We start from the raw sequence: 17,885 nt of genomic DNA on the forward strand, positions 1-17,885 counted from the left end.
CTTCAAGTTGCATGTGCGTTAGCGTTCCTGAAACTCGAGTTATTTTGGGTATATATCCTACAATAATGACTGGTTTGTTAATAAATATGATTTCTTTTCCGTCGGCGGTATCCCATGGATAGCGGTTTTTTCTGTTTGCAGGTAATTGGCTCCTTTCATCAGGTCGCTGTCGACAAAATAAACCTTCAGCATAAATTTGCCGGTCATCTTGAGATATCCCCCGACGGGCAGCCCGTGTTTGGCCAACGAGCAATTTTATTGGCGGCACAGGAGTTAGGACTTAAAACAAAGGTGGTGCGCCAGGATGCACGCCGAATGGATAAAGCTGCACTACCGGCCGTAGGCCAGAATCGTGATGGCCGTTATTTTATTCTGGGGAAATATGACCCTGGGAGTGATAGTGATAATCACGTCGCCAAACCACGGTTACTGATTCAATATGAAAACTGCCCTCCTGAGTTTATTTCCATCGATGAGTTACCCGAGGTTTGGACGGGTGAAGTTATTTACTTCGCAAGCAAAGTAAATTTCACAGGAACATTAGCTAAATTCGATTTCACCTGGTTTATTCCGGCATTGATTAAATACCGGCGAATTTTAGGGGAAATAATGCTCATTTCCCTGGTGTTGCAGTTAATCGGCTTAGCCACCCCACTTTTCTTTCAGGTGGTGATGGATAAAGTTTTGGTTAACCATGCCATGAAAACCCTTCATGTGGTTGCCATTGGCCTGGTGGCAGCAAATATCTTTGAAGCTTTATTAAGCGGAATTCGCACCTGGGTATTTGCACATACCAGCAGCAAGCTTGATGTGGAACTCGGCGCGCGTCTATTCCGCCATATGCTTAACCTGCCGATTGCTTATTTCCAGAGCCGGCGCGTTGGGGATTCGGTAGCGCGTGTGCGAGAGCTGGAAAATATCCGTTCGTTTCTGACGGGCAATGCCATCACCGTCGTACTCGATATTCTTTTCTCGTTCGTCTTCCTCGCCGTAATGTTCAGCTACAGCGTTAAGTTGACACTTATCGTGATTGCATCGATCCCGCTCTATGTTTTTCTATCGCTGGTGTTCACACCCGTGCTGCGCCGTCGGCTCAATGAAAAATTCAATAAATCGGCGGAAAACCAGTCGTTCCTCGTTGAGACCATCAGCAATATCGACACCGTAAAAGCCATGGCCGTTGAGCCGCGCTGGGTTAAGAACTGGGATGACCAACTGGCGGGCTATGTGACCTCTGGACTTTCAGCCACCAATATCTCGACCATCGCCAACGGTGGAATTACGTTGATCAGTAAGCTGGTGACCGCCGCTATCATGTGGATAGGTGCAAGCCTGGTTATCGATAACCAACTCACCGTAGGGGCACTCGTAGCATTCAACATGCTCTCCGGCCAGGTGTCACAGCCCATTTTGCGTCTTGCACAGTTATGGAATGATTTTCAGCAAGTCGGTATTTCAATGAGTCGACTTGGCGATATTTTAAATACTCACCCTGAAGTTGTTGATCAGAAATCGCGGCTGCCACGGCTGTCCGGGGCAATCGAGTTCGATAAGGTCTCATTCCGCTATCGCCCGGATGCATCCGAAGTATTGCGCCAGGTGAGCCTCACGGTTAAACCCGGCGAAGTCATTGGTATTGTCGGCCGTTCGGGTTCAGGAAAGAGCACTCTTACTAAGCTAGTGCAACGCCTATACATCCCCGAACGCGGGCGCGTGTTACTGGACGGGCACGATCTCGCGGTGATAAACACCACGTCTCTGCGGCATCAAATTGGTGTGGTGCAGCAAGAAAACAACCTGTTTAACCGCTCGATTCGCGCCAATATCGCGCTGACTAACCCGACGCTGCCGATTGAAGCAGTAATAGAAGCCGCCAAACTTGCCGGAGCGCATGAGTTTATTTGTGAGTTACCGGAAGGCTACGACACCATGGTCGGCGAGCACGGCACAGGTTTGTCTGGCGGCCAGCGCCAGCGTATTGCCATTGCCCGCGCCTTAATCTCAAACCCACGTATTTTGATTTTTGATGAAGCCACCAGCGCGCTGGATTATGAGTCCGAAAAAATCATTCAGGATAATATGCGCCGCATCTGTGAAGGCCGAACAGTATTGATCATTGCGCATCGCCTCTCTGCGGTGCGTGAAGCCAACCGCATCGTGGTGATGGAGCGCGGAGAGATTGCCGAAGTCGGTCATCATGATGAACTGGTTCAACACGCCGGTGGGATCTACGCACATTTATATACTCTGCAACAAGGTCCGGTAAGAGAGGCCTGCGTATGAGCCTCAAACTCCGCTACAGCGCCTGGTGCGAATTGATGAAACGCTACCGTTCTCACTTTGCGTTTTTCTGGAAGCAGCGCCACTCACTCACTCCACCGGCTTTGAAAGCAGACGAAGCAGAATTTCTTCCGGCGGCCCTGGCATTACAGCTGGCCCCCGTTTCACCAACCGCTCGCTGGACGGCGCGCCTGCTTATGGTGTTAATCGTTTTCCTGGTGCTGTGGTCGGTATTGGGTAAGGTCGACATTATTGTTTCCGCCAGCGGGAAAATCATTCCCTCAAGTCACGCTAAAACCATTGCCTCTGTGGAAACCGCACGCGTTCAACATATCTTTGTTACCGATGGGCAAACCGTGCATGCCGGTGAACCACTGCTGCTGCTTGATACGCAAATTATCGACCATGAAAAAATGCGCGCGGAAGTTGGCCAGGATAACGCTGCCTTGCAGGTTGCACGTTCGCGGGCCTTGCTGGAATCCATTACCGCTCATCAATTAATTGGACTGAGCAATATAGAAAACATCACGCCAGAAAAGGTCGCTGACGCCCGTCAGCATCTTTCCAGTCAGTGGCAGAATGTAGAAAGCAGGCTAAGAGATCTGGATGGGGAAATTGCCCGTTACAGCCAGCAATTACCGATTGTCCGTGAGCGGGCACAAAATTATAAAGATCTGGCCCAAAACCATGACGTGTCGGTCACTTCATGGCAGGAAAAAGAGCAGGACAAAATTGAGTTGGAAGGCAAACTTGCCGATGCACGCCACCAGCGCGATTCATTTATCGCCGATACTCGTAAGAAAACCGAGGATGAGCTCAATGACGGGTTACGCCAGCAGGCCGAAGCACATCAGGATGTGCAACGAGCCGGCGCCCATAAAACTCAACTTCAGCTCACTGCCCCGGTTGACGGCACGGTACAACAATTAGCGGTACATACGGTTGGTGGCGTAGTAACGGCTGCCCAGCCGTTGATGGTCATCGTACCCAAGCAAAATCAGGTCGAGATCGAAGCAATCGTTGAAAACAAAGACATCGGTTTTGTGCACAAAGGCCAGCATGCCGCTGTGAAAATCGAGGCATTTGACTACACCAAATACGGCATGATGCAGGGTGAAGTGACTTATGTTTCGCGCGATGCAATGAATGCAGGAACCAGCAATGCAGCCGAAAGCACGCAATCAGGCCATAGCGATAACGCACAGAAACCGCAGAATTCTCAATACGCAATTCACATCAAACTTGACCACAAAACGATGGATATCGATGGAGAACCCTCGACACTGCGACCGGGCATGAGCGCCTCAATCGAAATAAAAACGGGTAGCCGTCGAGTTATTGAGTACTTCCTCTCCCCTCTGATTCAACACACTCATGAGAGCCTGAATGAACGCTAAAAGGTATTTAGTCTCTCTTTGCCTGCTGACCTTGTGGGTGCAGCCTGCTGCTTTCGCTGAAGAGAAAAGTGGTTTACTGGACGATCCGTTACTGGCGCAACCTGTGCAATTGCAGGACGGCGCGACGCTCCCTGATACCAGCCGGATTAATTGTGCAACTGCGGTAGATTTCACCCAACCACTGGCGCTGACCGATGCTGTTGATACAGCGCTGTGTAACAACCCGCAAATCCGCGCCACCTGGGCAGAAATTAAGGTGCAAAGCGGCGTGGTAGGTGAAGCCCGAGCCGCTTATCTGCCAACCATCACCGGCTCGGTTAGCCGACTCAAAGACACCACAACCTATTCCTCTGGTTCGCAACAGCCCGCCTCCACCAGTATTGGCAACCAGTATTATGGTTCATTAAACTGGCGCTTATTCGATTTTGGGGGCCGCGCCGCAAACCGCGAAGCGGCAAATCAAATGCTGTTAGCCGCGATTGCCGGGCATGACGCGGCTTTGCAAAAAACCATGGCATCGGTGATTCAGGCTTACTTTGAGGCGATGACCAGCCAGGCCGTAATGGAGGCTCGCATGCAGATTGCGCAGCTTGCCCAACAAACGTTAAGTGTTGCGAAACGGCGTGAGGAAAAAGGCGCAACCACTCAGGACGACACCTTACAGGCTGCAACCGCGCTGGCAAAAGCACAGCTTAATGCGATGCACAGCCGGGGGGATGTTGAAAAGAACCTTGCCCTGCTCAAGCAGGTCATGGGCATCAATCTTGAGATGTCCGTTAAATTACCAGCGCAACCCGACAACGTTATCCCTTCGGACATTCACGACCTAAACCAGTGGCTGAAACAGGCGCAAATCCGCCACCCGGCAATTATGCAGGCGCGGGCAAAATGGCAGGCCGATAAAGATAAAATTATCCAGGTTCGCTCGGATGGTTTACCCACGCTCGATATGACGGCGCATATTTCGCGCAATGGTTTCCCGAATCAGGGTCTGTCGACTATTAACCAGACCGATAAAGATGTTGGCCTAACGGTTTCTATTCCATTGTTCGATGGCTTTAGTCGCCACTATAAAATCCTGGAAGCAAGAGCACAGGCCGAACAAAGCGAAGCCCAACTCGAAGATACCACCACACAGATTCTTACTGACGTAGTGAAAGCCTGGGCTGATGCTAAAACGGCGTTGGGCGTGCTGACCGTCAGCCAACAATTGCTTGACGCCGCACAAGCCAGCGTTAATTCGTCACGCCGTCGTTACGATAAAGATGTGGCCGATATTCTTGAAGTTTTGAATGCTCAATCGGCACTGGCTGATGCACAACAGCAACGTATTCAGGCTATTGCTGAATGGCAATCTGCGCGCTTAAGCCTGCTTGCGAATACCGGAATACTGAGTCAACTGCCCGCAGGAACTGAATAATCTAACGCAGACATGCCCTAAATAGGTCGATGTATTGGCTGCGCCGCGAAATATTTAGGGTATAGCTTGACCTTACCCTTGATGGAAGGTTTAGGCTTACCACAATCCCACATAAAAGGAGTCGGATGATGTCTCACGTTATCGATCTAAACCTTGATGGCCTAACCTGCGGCCATTGCGTTAAACGCGTTAAAGAAAGCCTGGAGCAACGTCCTGACGTTGATACAGCTGAAGTGACGCAAACTCACGCCAGCGTAACCGGAACGGCTTCCGTTGATGAGTTAATCAACACAGTAAAACAAGCCGGGTACGAGGCGACTGCGGCCAGCCACCCAAAGTCTGATCCGCTGACAGAGTCATCAATCCCGTCGGAAGTGCTGACAGCGGACGCATTGAAGCTTCCGACAGCTACCGATGATGATGACGATAGCCAACAGTTGTTGATCAACGGGATGAGCTGTGCCAGCTGCGTGACCCGGGTACAAAGTGCATTGCAAAATGTCCCTGGTGTCAGCCTGGCGCGGGTAAACCTTGCCGAGCGCAGTGCCCTGATTATGGGTACTGCCTCCGCCGAATCTTTAGTAAAAGCGGTGGAAAGTGTCGGGTATGGTGCGGAAGCCATCGAAGATGATGCAAAACGCCGTGAACGCCAACAAGAGACCGCCAACGCCGCCGTAAAACGATTCCGCTGGCAGGCTATTCTGGCACTGGCCGTCGGTATCCCGGTAATGGTCTGGGGAATGTTCGGTGACAATATGATGGTCACCGATGACAACCGCTCGTTATGGCTGACCATCGGGATTATCACGCTGGGCGTGATGGTGTTTGCTGGTGGGCATTTCTATCGCAGCGCCTGGCGCAGCTTGCTCAACAAAACCGCCACCATGGATACGCTGGTCGCGCTAGGAACTGGCGCCGCGTGGATTTATTCCATCACAGTGAATATCTGGCCACAGCACTTCCCAATGGAAGCTCGCCACCTCTATTACGAGGCCAGTGCGATGATTATCGGCCTGATAAACCTTGGGCATATGCTGGAACAACGTGCACGCCAACGCTCTTCTAAAGCGCTGGAACGGTTGCTGGACTTAACGCCACCAACGGCGCGCGTGGTCACCGAAGAAGGTGAAAAGACACTGCCACTGGCAGAAGTCACCGCAGGCATGATATTGCGCTTAACCACCGGTGACCGCGTGCCGGTCGACGGCGAAATTACCCAAGGCGAAGCGTGGTTTGATGAAGCGATGCTCACCGGTGAACCGGTACCGCAGCAAAAATCTACCGACGAGCCGATTCATGCAGGCACCGTGGTACAAGACGGCAGCGTATTATTCCGTGCTACCGCAACCGGCAACCACACTACACTTTCGCGCATTATTCGAATGGTGCGCCAGGCGCAAAGCAGTAAGCCTGAGATTGGCCAACTTGCCGATAAAATCTCGGCGGTGTTTGTGCCTGTAGTGGTACTGATTGCTTTGTTTAGCGCCGCAATCTGGTACTTCTTCGGCCCGGCACCTCAAATCGTTTATACGCTGGTGATTGCCACAACCGTACTGATTATCGCCTGCCCTTGTGCGCTGGGTCTGGCAACACCGATGTCGATTATTTCCGGTGTGGGCCGTGCCGCTGAGTTTGGTGTATTAGTGCGTGATGCCGATGCTCTGCAACGCGCCAGTACCCTCGATACTATTGTGTTTGATAAAACCGGTACGCTGACCGAAGGCAAACCGCAGGTTGTCGCCGTCGTGACTTACAACGACTGCTCAGAAGCTGATGCATTAAGACTTGCCGCGGCCCTTGAACAAGGATCAAGCCACCCGCTTGCTCGCGCTATTCTCGATAAAGCCGAAGGAGCTCAGTTACCGCAGGTTAATGCCTTCCGCACCTTGCGTGGTTTGGGTGTTAGCGGTGAAACCGAAGGGCATCAATTACTGCTTGGCAACAAAGCACTGCTTGATGAGCAAAACGTAGATACCAGCCCTATGGCTGTTGAAATTGAAGCACAGGCCAGCCGTGGTGCAACACCGGTGCTACTGGCGGTCGATGGCAAACTGGTCGCCCTGCTCGCCATCCGCGACCCGCTGCGTGCCGACAGTGTTAGCGCACTGCAACGCTTGCACCGTAACGGCTACCGCCTGGTGATGTTGACCGGCGATAACCCAACTACGGCTAACGCCATTGCCAAAGAAGCGGGTATTGATGAAGTGATTGCGGGCGTATTGCCGGATGGCAAAGCTGAAGCGATCAAAAAGCTGCAACAACAAGGGCGGCAAGTTGCAATGGTCGGCGATGGTATCAACGATGCGCCAGCGTTAGCACAGGCTGAAGTGGGTATTGCAATGGGTGGCGGTAGCGATGTTGCTATCGAAACGGCTGCCATCACGTTGATGCGCCATAGCCTGGTGGGTGTCGCTGATGCGCTGGCAATATCTAAAGCGACTTTGCGTAACATGAAGCAGAACCTGGTCGGGGCGTTTATCTACAACACGTTGGGTATCCCAATTGCTGCGGGGATTTTATATCCACTGACCGGAACGCTGCTTAACCCGGTAGTTGCAGGCGCTGCAATGGCACTGTCATCCATTACAGTAGTCAGTAACGCCAACCGTTTGTTGCGCTTTAAACCGAAGGACTGAATGATCTTCCCCTCGGCGTAAAAACCGTGGGGAAATTTGCACCAGGTCACTCGCAGCGGTAGCATGACTTTTTAGCCAGGGAATCTGCAAATGGGTCTGCTATCGCGAATTACCGCATTATTTTCAAGCCTTTCAAACACCCAATATCCCTGGCCTGCTCTGGATATTGTTCTACCCGGAGATCGCCATCTTCACCTTGTCGGCAGTATTCATATGGGTACGCGCGATATGGCGCCGCTATCGAGCAAGCTTATCGATAAACTCAACAATTCCGATGCGCTGATTGTTGAAGCCGACATATCCGAAGGCGGTTCCCCCTTCCCGAATAATCCCGATGAACTCCCGCTTGAACAACGACTATCAGCTGATGACCTGGCGCAGGTGATGTCGTTAATCCACGAGTTGGGTATCCCCCTGAGCCAAATTGATAATCAACCCGCCTGGCAAATTGCGCTGGTGCTACAGGCCCACCAGGCACAGCGACTAGGGTTAAGAGCCGATTATGGGATTGATTTTCAGTTGCTGGAAGCCGCGAAGGCGCAGGCAGTACCGATTATTGAACTGGAAGGTGCGCAGCATCAGGTGGATATTCTCACCCGCCTTCCTGATGGCGGCATGCCGTTATTAACAGATACGCTCACCCATTGGCACACCAATGCGCGTTTGCTGCAAACGATGATTAGCTGGTGGCTGGAGTCGCCACCGCAAAGTGGGAAAGTGCTGCTACCTAATACATTTGGCGATGAGTTATACGATGTTCTTATGCATCAACGTAACCTTCAGTGGCTACATTTCTTGCAGCAACTTCCTGCCGGTCGCTACGTTGTGGCCGTCGGAGCACTGCATTTGTACGGTGAGGGGAACCTACCAGGGCTATTGAAATATCCCACTAAATAAGCGGAAAGCCTGGTCTAAATAATTCGAGTTGCAGGACAAAAGGCTTTAGCCTTTTGAACAGCGCTTGCGCTGGCCCCTTCGGGGCGAGGCCCTGGATGGGCCGAGTATTGCCAACGCACCTGCAGCTTGGAGTATGACGACCGGGAAAAAAAACGGCCAATATCGCTATTGGCCCGTCAAAGAGGAATTTGTATATTATTTTAATTATTCTGGCCAAATTAATGGCCAGATACAGAATTGTCGCTCAATGTAACGATTAACGCCAACACTATTGCGTGACATTATAATATTTGAAAAACATATCACCCTGTTTATTAATTTGTGCGTATATCAGACAAATTCACTAAGAAGGTCCCATGACTCCCGCCGTAAAACTCCTCGAAAAAAACCGTGTTCCATTTCAGTTACATGCTTATGACCACGACCCAAGTGAAACAAACTTTGGCGATGAAGTGGTACGTAAACTCGGTCTGAATGCCGAGCAAGTCTACAAAACGCTGCTTGTTGCCATCAACGGTGACATGAAACAGTTAGCGGTTGCTGTTACGCCAGTTTCGGGCCAACTGGACTTAAAAAAAGTGGCCAAAGCATTGGGTGCCAAAAAAGTGGATATGGCTGACCCCATGGTAGCGCAGCGCATTACCGGTTATTTGGTCGGTGGCATTAGTCCGCTGGGGCAAAAGAAGCGCCTGCCAACGGTTATCGATGCCCCTGCACAAGAATTTACCTCTATCTATGTTTCCGGCGGTAAACGCGGGCTGGATATCGAACTGTCCGCCGCAGATCTCGCAAAATTGCTGAATGCGACTTTTGCTGAAATTGCCCGCCGTGACTGATCGTTATTTCCTCCCAAAAGAGCAATCTCAGTCAGGATGGAAAAGAGAGCCGCTGGCAAAGTAAACGTCTTGAGGGAGGAATTATGACGAGCAATAGACACGAACTTTATGCCCGGCGTTTTGAGCAAGTATTTGCCTGGATTGAACAGCATCTTGATAGCCCGTTAACGGTCGAGCAACTAAGTGAAGTCGCCTGTTTTTCGCGTTTTCATTTTCACCGGCAATTCAGCCAGTTTTGTGGAATCAGCGTTAGCCGTTACATCACTCTAATGCGGCTAAAAAGAGCCTCTTTCCAGTTAGTGAAAAATCCTCAGGAAAGAGTGATTAACATTGCCCTGGATGCCGGGTTTGAAAACCCCGAATCATTTTCCCGTGCCTTCAAAAATACCTTCGGCCTGACACCCAGCGAGTTTCGCAAAGATCCTGTTTGGGTTGACTGGCATGTGCATTTTCAATTTCCCGGACGGGAAAATCAGCAGAGGTTAAAAAATATGGACGTGAAAATCATTACTGTCGAACCGATGAAAGTCGCGGTGCTTGAGCATCTTGGCGATCCTATGCACGTAAATAATACCGTCGCGGCGTTTATTGAATGGCGTAAAGCATCAGGGCTTTCGGATTGCAGTACACAAGGGACTTACGGTGTTCCGTGGAACGACCCGCTGACCACACCGGGTCCAGAGTTTCGTTTTGATGTATGTGGTGAGCTAAACCCTAAGGCCACCGGCCTGGTTCCTGAAAATCCTCAGGGTGTTATCAGTAAAACAATACCCGGCGGGCGCTGTGCAGTGGTACGCCATGTTGGTGCTTATGAGCGCATCAGCGATAGCGTTTATTATCTTTATCGCCAGTGGTTGCCAAACAGCGGTGAGGAGTTACGCGATTTTCCGGTCTATTTCCGCTACCTCGAACTCGATAAAGACCATCCCGAGCATGCGCAGCAGACTGATATATTACTGCCGTTGAAATAAAAAATGGTGGATGTCGTTTCCGCTAATCCCCTTACAAAGGTTACCTTGTAGGTTGGATTAGCGTAGCGACATCCGACAAATTCCCTTACTGCCAGCTCACCTCGCCTTTCGGCTCATAAGCATTAACATCAAGCGGAGAATTCTTCTCGATATATTGCTTCAGCACTTCTGCATCAACAAAACCGGTGTTCACATAACCCGGTTTTTTATCGATAGCTGGATAGCCGTCACCGCCGGAAGCGTTAAAGTTTAACGTCGCCATACGGTAGGTTTTCGCAGGATCAACCGGCTCACCTTTGATTTTCAGGTCCTGCAGGCCAGCAGCCGTTGCCACAAAGCTGACATTCGCGAACTGCGGATACGCGCCAGAGTCTGGTTTTTTCTGCGCCACGGCGCTCAGATACTCGGTGACTTCTTTGCCCGTCATATCGGTATAAACCACGGTGTTGCCAAACGGCTGCACCTTCAGCACATCTTTATAAGTGATGTCCCCGGTTTCAATCGAATCACGAATACCGCCGCCGCTCATCACAGCAAAATCAGCACCGGTACGGTCCATTTGTGCCGCCAGCAGCAGACGCGCCAGGTTGGTTTGCACGAAACGCACTTTGCTACGATCCCCTTCCATGTGGCCGTTAACGCTGCCGACTTTCACATTCAACTGCGCCTGGCCTTTATTCTGGAATGGCGTCAGCAGTGAGAGCATTTGCTGGTTTTCCGGGATCTGCGGTGTATACAGCACGCGCTCACTTTCACCGTTATCGTAGGTGATTTTTTTCTTCAAATTGATGGGGATCAGCTGGTAGTGCACCAGTTTCATTTCGCCATTACGGAATTCAAAATCAGCACGGCCGACATACTTGCCCCACTCATGGGCCTGCACAATCCAGATACCGTTTTGCTGATCTGGCGCACATGGCGTGCCAGGCACGTAATCCACCTGCTTTTTATTTTCCGCCACCATGCAGACCGGATCTTGTGAGTGCCCTCCGACAATCATCGTCAACGCACCAGCAGGGAGGCTGCGCGCCATTTCTACGTCGCCCGGCGCGTTAGAACCATGGTCGCCGTTGTCATAGTGGCCCATATGGGTTGCCGCGATTAACACATCAGGTTTTTCAGTGCTTTGCAGCTCTTGAATCACCAATTTTGCTTCTTCAGCAGGTTTGCGGAATTCGATATCAGTGAAGTTTTCCGGGTTACCAATTTTCGCGGTGTCGTCAGTGGTTAAACCGATAACCGCAATTTTAATGCCCTGTGGCTTAAAGATGGCCCAAGGCTTAAATAGACGCTCGCCGGTGCTTTTCTGGTAAATGTTGGCCGAAAGCAGCGGGAATTTGGCCCACTTTTCTTGCTGACGTAACACTGTCAGCGGTTTGTCGAATTCGTGATTACCGATTGCCATCGCGTCATAACCAATCAGGTTCATGCCACGAAAATCAGGCTCTGCATCCTGCAAGTCAGATTCAGGTACACCGGTGTTGATGTCGCCGCCAGAGAGTAACAATACGCTGCCTCCCTTCTCTGCCACCTCTTTACGAATGCTATCCACCAGGGTTTTCTGTGCAGCCAGGCCATATTCCGCGTGTTCGTTGCGCCAGAAATGACCGTGGTGATCGTTGGTGTGTAGAATGGTGATGTTATAAGTTTTATCTTTTTCCCAGGCCAGTGCAGATGCGCTGGTCAAGCCGACTGCTATAAGCAGTGCTGCGGTCACCCCTTTCACGACGAACTTCATTGCAAATCTCCATATTCAAAAAAAATACTTCCGCACCAATAGCAGACAGCTACTAGCATAGACAAATAACTTTTCACGATTGTGACTTTCTTCAGAAAGTTCCTGCAGGTATGTTAGCAGGGTAACTGTTTCCCACGGTTCCATCGCTGAACCGATATAAAATAATACAATCAATTCTTTGCAGGTATTTATGGCAATCTCGGAACAAACTCTCGCATCGCCGGAGCCTAAAAAGGCTCGCACCGCGTTTGGCATTCTGGGGGCAATTAGCCTCTCCCATTTGCTCAACGATATGATTCAGTCGCTTATTCTGGCGCTCTACCCGCTACTCCAGAGCGAGTTCTCTTTGAGCTTTGTGCAGATTGGGATGATAACGCTCACCTTCCAGGTGACCTCATCACTCCTTCAGCCGGTGGTAGGATACTACACCGACAAATACCCGATGCCGTGGTCGTTGCCGATTGGTATGTGCTTCACACTTTGCGGGTTAGTTATCCTCGCTTTAGCTGGCAGTTTCCCGATGGTGCTGTTGGCAGCCGGGCTTGTAGGAACGGGTTCTTCCGTTTTCCACCCGGAATCATCCCGCGTAGCGCGTATGGCATCTGGTGGCCGTCATGGCCTTGCACAGTCGCTGTTCCAGGTTGGCGGCAACTTTGGTAGCTCTTTAGGCCCATTGCTGGCTGCGCTGATTATCGCGCCTTACGGCAAAGGCAATGTCGGCTGGTTTGTGTTGGCCGCTCTACTGGCGATTATTGTATTGCTGCAAATTAGCCGTTGGTATGCCGCGCAGCATCGCATGGCGAAAGGTAAAACCGCAGCACCTGTCGTTAACCCGCTGCCGCGCAAGCAAGTGATTCAGGCGGTATCTGTACTGCTGGTACTAATTTTCTCCAAGTACTTTTATATGGCGAGTATCAGCAGCTACTACACCTTCTACCTGATGCACAAATTTGGTTTGTCGGTGCAAAATGCCCAATTCCATCTATTTGCCTTCCTGTTTGCAGTAGCAGCCGGGACAGTAATTGGTGGACCAGTGGGAGATAAAATTGGTCGCAAATACGTTATCTGGGGTTCAATCCTGGGCGTCGCGCCATTTACCCTGTTCCTGCCGTACGTTTCACTGTACTGGACCGGGATTCTGACCGTGATTATCGGCTTTATCCTTGCCTCCGCGTTTTCAGCGATTCTGGTTTACGCGCAAGAGCTGATGCCTGGACGTATCGGCATGGTTTCCGGGCTATTTTTCGGTTTTGCTTTTGGGATGGGTGGGCTGGGTGCTGCAATACTCGGCCTGGTAGCCGACCATACAAGTATCGAGTTAGTCTATAAAATATGTGCTTTCCTACCACTTCTTGGCATATTGACCATATTCCTACCTGATAATCGCCATAAGTCATAGTTATAAAGGGTCAGAGAGCCCCTCTGATCCTTTATATTACCCACATTTACCCATACCTTTCTTAAACTAAGTGTATAAAACCCCCTTCAGACACCATTTTTTGTCTAAATGCGCCTTTTATTAAAAAACGTTCTATTTAACACACACATCGATTAAAAAATTGTCATAAACTAAATGTAGATTATTGGATCTTATTTGTTACGAAAGGAGACGGAATGCATCACGCCACCCCGCTTATCACCACCATTGTCGGCGGCCTCGTATTGGCCTTTTTGCTCGGTATGATCGCCAACAAACTTCGCATCTCACCCCTGGTGGGCTACTTACTAGCAGGGGTACTTGCCGGCCCTTTTACGCCAGGCTTTGTTGCAGATACTAAACTCGCGCCTGAACTGGCAGAGCTCGGTGTGATTTTGCTGATGTTTGGCGTGGGTTTGCACTTTTCGTTAAAGGATTTGATGGCGGTAAAGGCCATCGCCATCCCCGGAGCTATCGCCCAGATTGGTGTGGCGACGCTACTGGGAATGGCGCTTTCATCGCTGATGGGCTGGTCGTTAATGACCGGCATCGTATTTGGCCTGTGTCTTTCCACCGCCAGTACCGTGGTACTGCTACGCGCCCTTGAAGAGCGGCAATTAATTGACAGCCAGCGCGGGCAAATCGCCATTGGCTGGCTGATTGTTGAAGACCTGGTGATGGTGTTAACGCTGGTTCTGTTGCCAGCTGTCGCCGGAATGATGGAAAAAGGCGACGTCGGCTTTGCGACGCTGACGCTGGACTTGGGTTTGACCATCGGTAAAGTGGTGGCGTTTATTGCCATTATGCTGATTGTTGGCCGCCGCGTGGTGCCGTGGATTCTGGCGCGAAGTGCTGCAACCGGTTCGCGCGAACTCTTCACACTGGCCGTTCTCGCATTGGCTCTCGGCATTGCTTTTGGTGCGGTTGAACTGTTTGATGTTTCATTCGCCCTGGGTGCGTTTTTCGCAGGCATGGTGCTCAATGAATCTGAATTAAGCCACCGCGCCGCGCACGACACGTTACCGCTGCGCGATGCGTTTGCCGTGCTGTTCTTTGTTTCCGTCGGCATGTTGTTCGACCCATTAATTCTGATTCAGGAACCGCTCGCGGTGCTTGGCACGGTGGCTATCATCGTCTTTGGTAAGTCGTTAGCCGCTTTCTTCCTGGTGCGTCTGTTTGGTCACTCGCAACGCACAGCGTTAACCATCGCCACAAGCCTTGCGCAAATTGGTGAATTCGCCTTTATCCTGGCAGGGCTCGGTATGGCGCTAAATCTGCTGCCGCAGACCGGGCAAAATCTGGTACTGGCAGGGGCGATTTTGTCGATAATGCTCAACCCCATTTTGTTTGCGATTCTTGAGCGCTATCTCGCAAAAACCGAAACGCTGGAAGAACAGACACTGGAAGAAGCCATCGAAGATGAGAAACAAATTCCAGTCGATATTTGCCATCACGCGTTGCTGGTTGGTTTTGGCCGCGTAGGCAGCCTGCTGGGCGAGAAATTGCTGGCGCAAGGCATTCCACTGGTGGTGATTGAAACCTCTCGCAGTCGGGTTGATGAGCTACGTGCGCGTGGGATCCGTGCGGTACTCGGCAATGCGGCCAATGAAGAGATCATGAATCTCGCCCATCTGGATTGCGCGCGTTGGTTATTACTGACGATTCCTAATGGCTACGAGGCGGGTGAAATTGTTGCAGCAGCACGTGCAAAATGCCCGGATATCGAGATTATTGCCCGCGCTCATTATGACGATGAAGTGGATTACATCACCGAACGTGGTGCTAATCGGGTCGTGATGGGTGAGCGCGAGATAGCCAATACCATGATGGGGTTGCTGGAAAAACCAACAGTGCAGGAATCCGTCTCGGGGTAGTTGTTGTAGGGTGGGTTAACCACCCTACAAACTAAAGACTTAGCGAGCCCAATAAGACTCTTCGAGGCTATCTTCGCGCTCTGGCAAGCCACGCGTCAGGCGCGGAGAGTGCTGGTTCAGCACCTGGTAACTTACGCGGTTTGCGTATTTACACACTTGTGCCAAAGAGGAATAAGTCAGCCACGTATGCTGGTGTTTGCTGGAGTTTGGCACGTTAGAACGGTGATAATTATTCGCCGTTATATCATGCAGAAGTGCAGCCAGCGCACCGTCGCCCGCGCCATTGGTGTTCATGATTTTCTCAGGCCCGCCCATGTATGGCGCGATATGCGAGAAAATACGCATCGGGTTCTGGCAGTCTTTATGGCGCATTGCGCGGCTAAATTCGTACTGGTTAAATTCAGCAATCGCACCCGGCAACAACGGATGTTGTGTCGTGCGTTTTGAAGACTCTTCTGTAAAGCCCGCCATGTACAGGCCCACAGGCCCTGCGGTACACAATACTAAATCGACCCAATCCAGCGCTTTATCAGCCGCCAGCAGTGGATCGTTTTCACCGGTCAGCGCCAGCCCTTCTTCTTCGTTCATCGCAAGAATCGAGACATGTTCTTTCAGGAACGCCTGCCACCACTCGGGGTTTTCTGCGATGACATATTTGGTGCCAAGTGTGAGCACCACAGGAACGTTGTATTTTTTTGCATAGGCGATGGCCTGCATGGTCGCTTCTGGCATCGGTTCGCCGTCTTTGCAGCGCACCAGATACGACGTCAGAACCAACGCAGACGCGCCAGCAATCACCTCTTCCGGGATGCTCTCGGCGCGAAGCTGGTTCATGTAGCCGGGGCTTATCGCAAAAGTACGCTCGCCCTGCTCGCCAATCAGCGTAAAGCAGCGGCCAATCGGCCCGTTAACGCCTTGCAGGTAGTTGAGGTCGGTACGGCTGGAGGTGTTGCACAGGTAGCGGTAGGCGTAGCTACCAATTTCGATGTGGCTGCACATCACGCCCAACAAAACAGAGCGGTCATCGGCTAATACCGAATAGTTGTGCATGGTGTTGCCGATGGTGCCACCGGCAAACTGGTGAGTAATCAGATCTTTTTGCACCAGTTCCTGATACAGCGCTTCTGCAACATCATCTTCAATAACCAAAGAGTGCCCGAAACTCAAACCGTAACGATGAACAAACGCATCATCGACTTTGGCTTCGATATCCACCAGCGTCTGGTCTATCCCGACAATCCAGGAAGTGCCTGTTTCGTTTTCAGGCTGAACCTGTTGCAGTAACGGATCGCGCGCGTTTACAGGGAAGTAGTGTTTGGATTTTCGTTTGCCGGGAAATTTCATGATGTTGTTCGAGTTTGCTAATCAGGCCGGAAATGGTAGCACATTAACGGCCAGTAGTGAGATTAGCGATATTTCTGCACCAGATTCATCATCATGGCGATGTGAGCCGGGTCGTCATTAAGTGCAGGGATATATTCATATTTTGTGCCGCCCGCTTCGATGAAGACTTCACGGTTTTGCACCGCCATTTCCTCAAGCGTTTCGAGGCAATCGGCAGAAAAACCAGGGCACATCACCTGAATGTGTTTCACCCCTTTCTCCGCCAACATTTTCAGCGTTTCATCGGTATACGGCATCAGCCAGGGTTCGCGGCCAAAACGCGACTGGTAAGTCATCATCACTTTTTCTGGCGGCAGCTCAAGCGCTGAAAGCAGCTCGCGCGTAGTGTCGCGGCAGCGTTGCGGGTAATCATCACCTTCGTTGGCATAACGCTGCGGAATGCCGTGGTACGAGAGCAATAACACATCCGGCTCGCCATGCTGGGCAAAAGAGTGTTTTACCGAAGCCACCAGCGCATTGATATATGAAGTGTCTTCAGCATAATCGCGAATCAGTGAGATTGAAGGCAATGAGCGATAGTTAGCAAAAATACGCCCCAGTTCATCCCAGACGGCCGCAACCGTCGAGCAAGAAAATTGCGGATAGAGCGGCAGCACCACAATATGGTCTACATGATGCGACATCAGCTCTTCCACAGCACTTTTCAGCGAGGGAGAACCATAACTCATTCCGAGTACAACCGGAGTGCCTGGTAACTGCGCCGCAAGTGCGGCCTGTTGACGGCGGCTGTAGACCAGCAACGGAGAACCTTCATCCATCCATACCGACTGGTAAAGTTTGGCGACTCGAGCCGAGCGCAGAGGAAGAATCACGCCACGCAGTAGCGGCCACCAAATCAGGCGCGGTGTATCAACCACGCGTTTGTCGCTCAAAAACTGGCGTAAATAGCGTTTTACCGCAGCCGGAGTGGGTGCGTCAGGCGTGCCAAGGTTTGCCAGTAAGATACCCACTTTTTCCTGATTCATTTCCACTCCTTATCAACAGATTGCTGATAATTGTAACGTAAAAGCGCCTC

Annotated in this window: 12 protein-coding genes; 9 read left to right on the plus strand and 3 right to left on the minus strand. The window is 51.1% G+C overall.

All coding sequences use genetic code 11. The features are described from left to right. The first annotated feature begins 114 nt into the window (after positions 1-114). The 7 genes from EDF88_RS08055 to EDF88_RS08090 all read left to right on the plus strand — a co-directional run bounded on the left by EDF88_RS08055 (position 115) and on the right by EDF88_RS08090 (position 10,437). Positions 115-2,283 (plus strand): type I secretion system permease/ATPase, encoded by a 2,169-nt coding sequence (locus EDF88_RS08055; RefSeq protein ID WP_134183968.1) that lies wholly within the window; start codon positions 115-117, stop codon positions 2,281-2,283. Continuing rightward, the gene (locus EDF88_RS08060) at positions 2,280-3,677 is read left to right on the plus strand and encodes an HlyD family type I secretion periplasmic adaptor subunit (RefSeq protein WP_134183970.1); all 1,398 of its coding nucleotides are present in this window, start codon (positions 2,280-2,282) and stop codon (positions 3,675-3,677) included. The genes EDF88_RS08055 and EDF88_RS08060 overlap by 4 nt, the downstream gene beginning before the upstream one ends. Further along, entirely contained in the window at positions 3,667-5,097 is a 1,431-nt protein-coding gene (locus EDF88_RS08065) for a TolC family protein (RefSeq protein ID WP_208326131.1), read from the plus strand. Before EDF88_RS08060 ends, EDF88_RS08065 begins: the two co-directional genes overlap by 11 nt. A gap of 128 nt (positions 5,098-5,225) precedes the next feature. After that, positions 5,226-7,733 (plus strand): copper-exporting P-type ATPase CopA, encoded by a 2,508-nt coding sequence (copA, locus tag EDF88_RS08070; RefSeq protein ID WP_134184203.1) that lies wholly within the window; start codon positions 5,226-5,228, stop codon positions 7,731-7,733. A gap of 90 nt (positions 7,734-7,823) precedes the next feature. Beyond that, on the plus strand, positions 7,824-8,630 hold the full coding sequence (locus EDF88_RS08075; RefSeq protein WP_134183972.1) for a TraB/GumN family protein: 807 nt from the start codon (positions 7,824-7,826) through the stop codon (positions 8,628-8,630). Between the two features lie 356 nt (positions 8,631-8,986). Further along, positions 8,987-9,466: a Cys-tRNA(Pro)/Cys-tRNA(Cys) deacylase YbaK gene (ybaK, locus tag EDF88_RS08085; RefSeq protein ID WP_064516738.1), complete on the plus strand. Its 480-nt coding sequence runs from the start codon at positions 8,987-8,989 to the stop codon at positions 9,464-9,466. 83 nt (positions 9,467-9,549) lie between these two features. Then, positions 9,550-10,437 (plus strand): AraC family transcriptional regulator, encoded by an 888-nt coding sequence (locus EDF88_RS08090; RefSeq protein ID WP_134183976.1) that lies wholly within the window; start codon positions 9,550-9,552, stop codon positions 10,435-10,437. An 85-nt stretch (positions 10,438-10,522) separates the two neighbouring features. Here the strand turns inward: EDF88_RS08090 and ushA are convergent, their stop codons facing one another. Continuing rightward, the gene (ushA, locus tag EDF88_RS08095) at positions 10,523-12,175 is read right to left on the minus strand and encodes a bifunctional UDP-sugar hydrolase/5'-nucleotidase UshA (RefSeq protein WP_134183978.1); all 1,653 of its coding nucleotides are present in this window, start codon (positions 12,173-12,175) and stop codon (positions 10,523-10,525) included. 190 nt (positions 12,176-12,365) lie between these two features. Here ushA and EDF88_RS08100 point away from each other — a divergent pair, with 190 nt between their 5' ends. Next, positions 12,366-13,574 (plus strand): MFS transporter, encoded by a 1,209-nt coding sequence (locus tag EDF88_RS08100; protein ID WP_064516732.1) that lies wholly within the window; start codon positions 12,366-12,368, stop codon positions 13,572-13,574. Between the two features lie 215 nt (positions 13,575-13,789). Then, positions 13,790-15,466 (plus strand): YbaL family putative K(+) efflux transporter, encoded by a 1,677-nt coding sequence (gene ybaL / locus EDF88_RS08105; protein ID WP_134183980.1) that lies wholly within the window; start codon positions 13,790-13,792, stop codon positions 15,464-15,466. A 39-nt stretch (positions 15,467-15,505) separates the two neighbouring features. Here ybaL and EDF88_RS08110 read toward each other — a convergent pair whose 3' ends face one another. Further along, entirely contained in the window at positions 15,506-16,810 is a 1,305-nt protein-coding gene (locus EDF88_RS08110; RefSeq protein WP_064516728.1) for an inosine/guanosine kinase, read from the minus strand. A gap of 62 nt (positions 16,811-16,872) precedes the next feature. Beyond that, on the minus strand, positions 16,873-17,835 hold the full coding sequence (gene hemH, locus EDF88_RS08115; RefSeq protein ID WP_064516726.1) for a ferrochelatase: 963 nt from the start codon (positions 17,833-17,835) through the stop codon (positions 16,873-16,875). Between the last annotated feature and the right edge of the window lie 50 nt (positions 17,836-17,885).

The organism is Buttiauxella sp. BIGb0552 (genome assembly GCF_004366275.1).
Lineage (GTDB): Bacteria > Pseudomonadota > Gammaproteobacteria > Enterobacterales > Enterobacteriaceae > Buttiauxella > Buttiauxella gaviniae.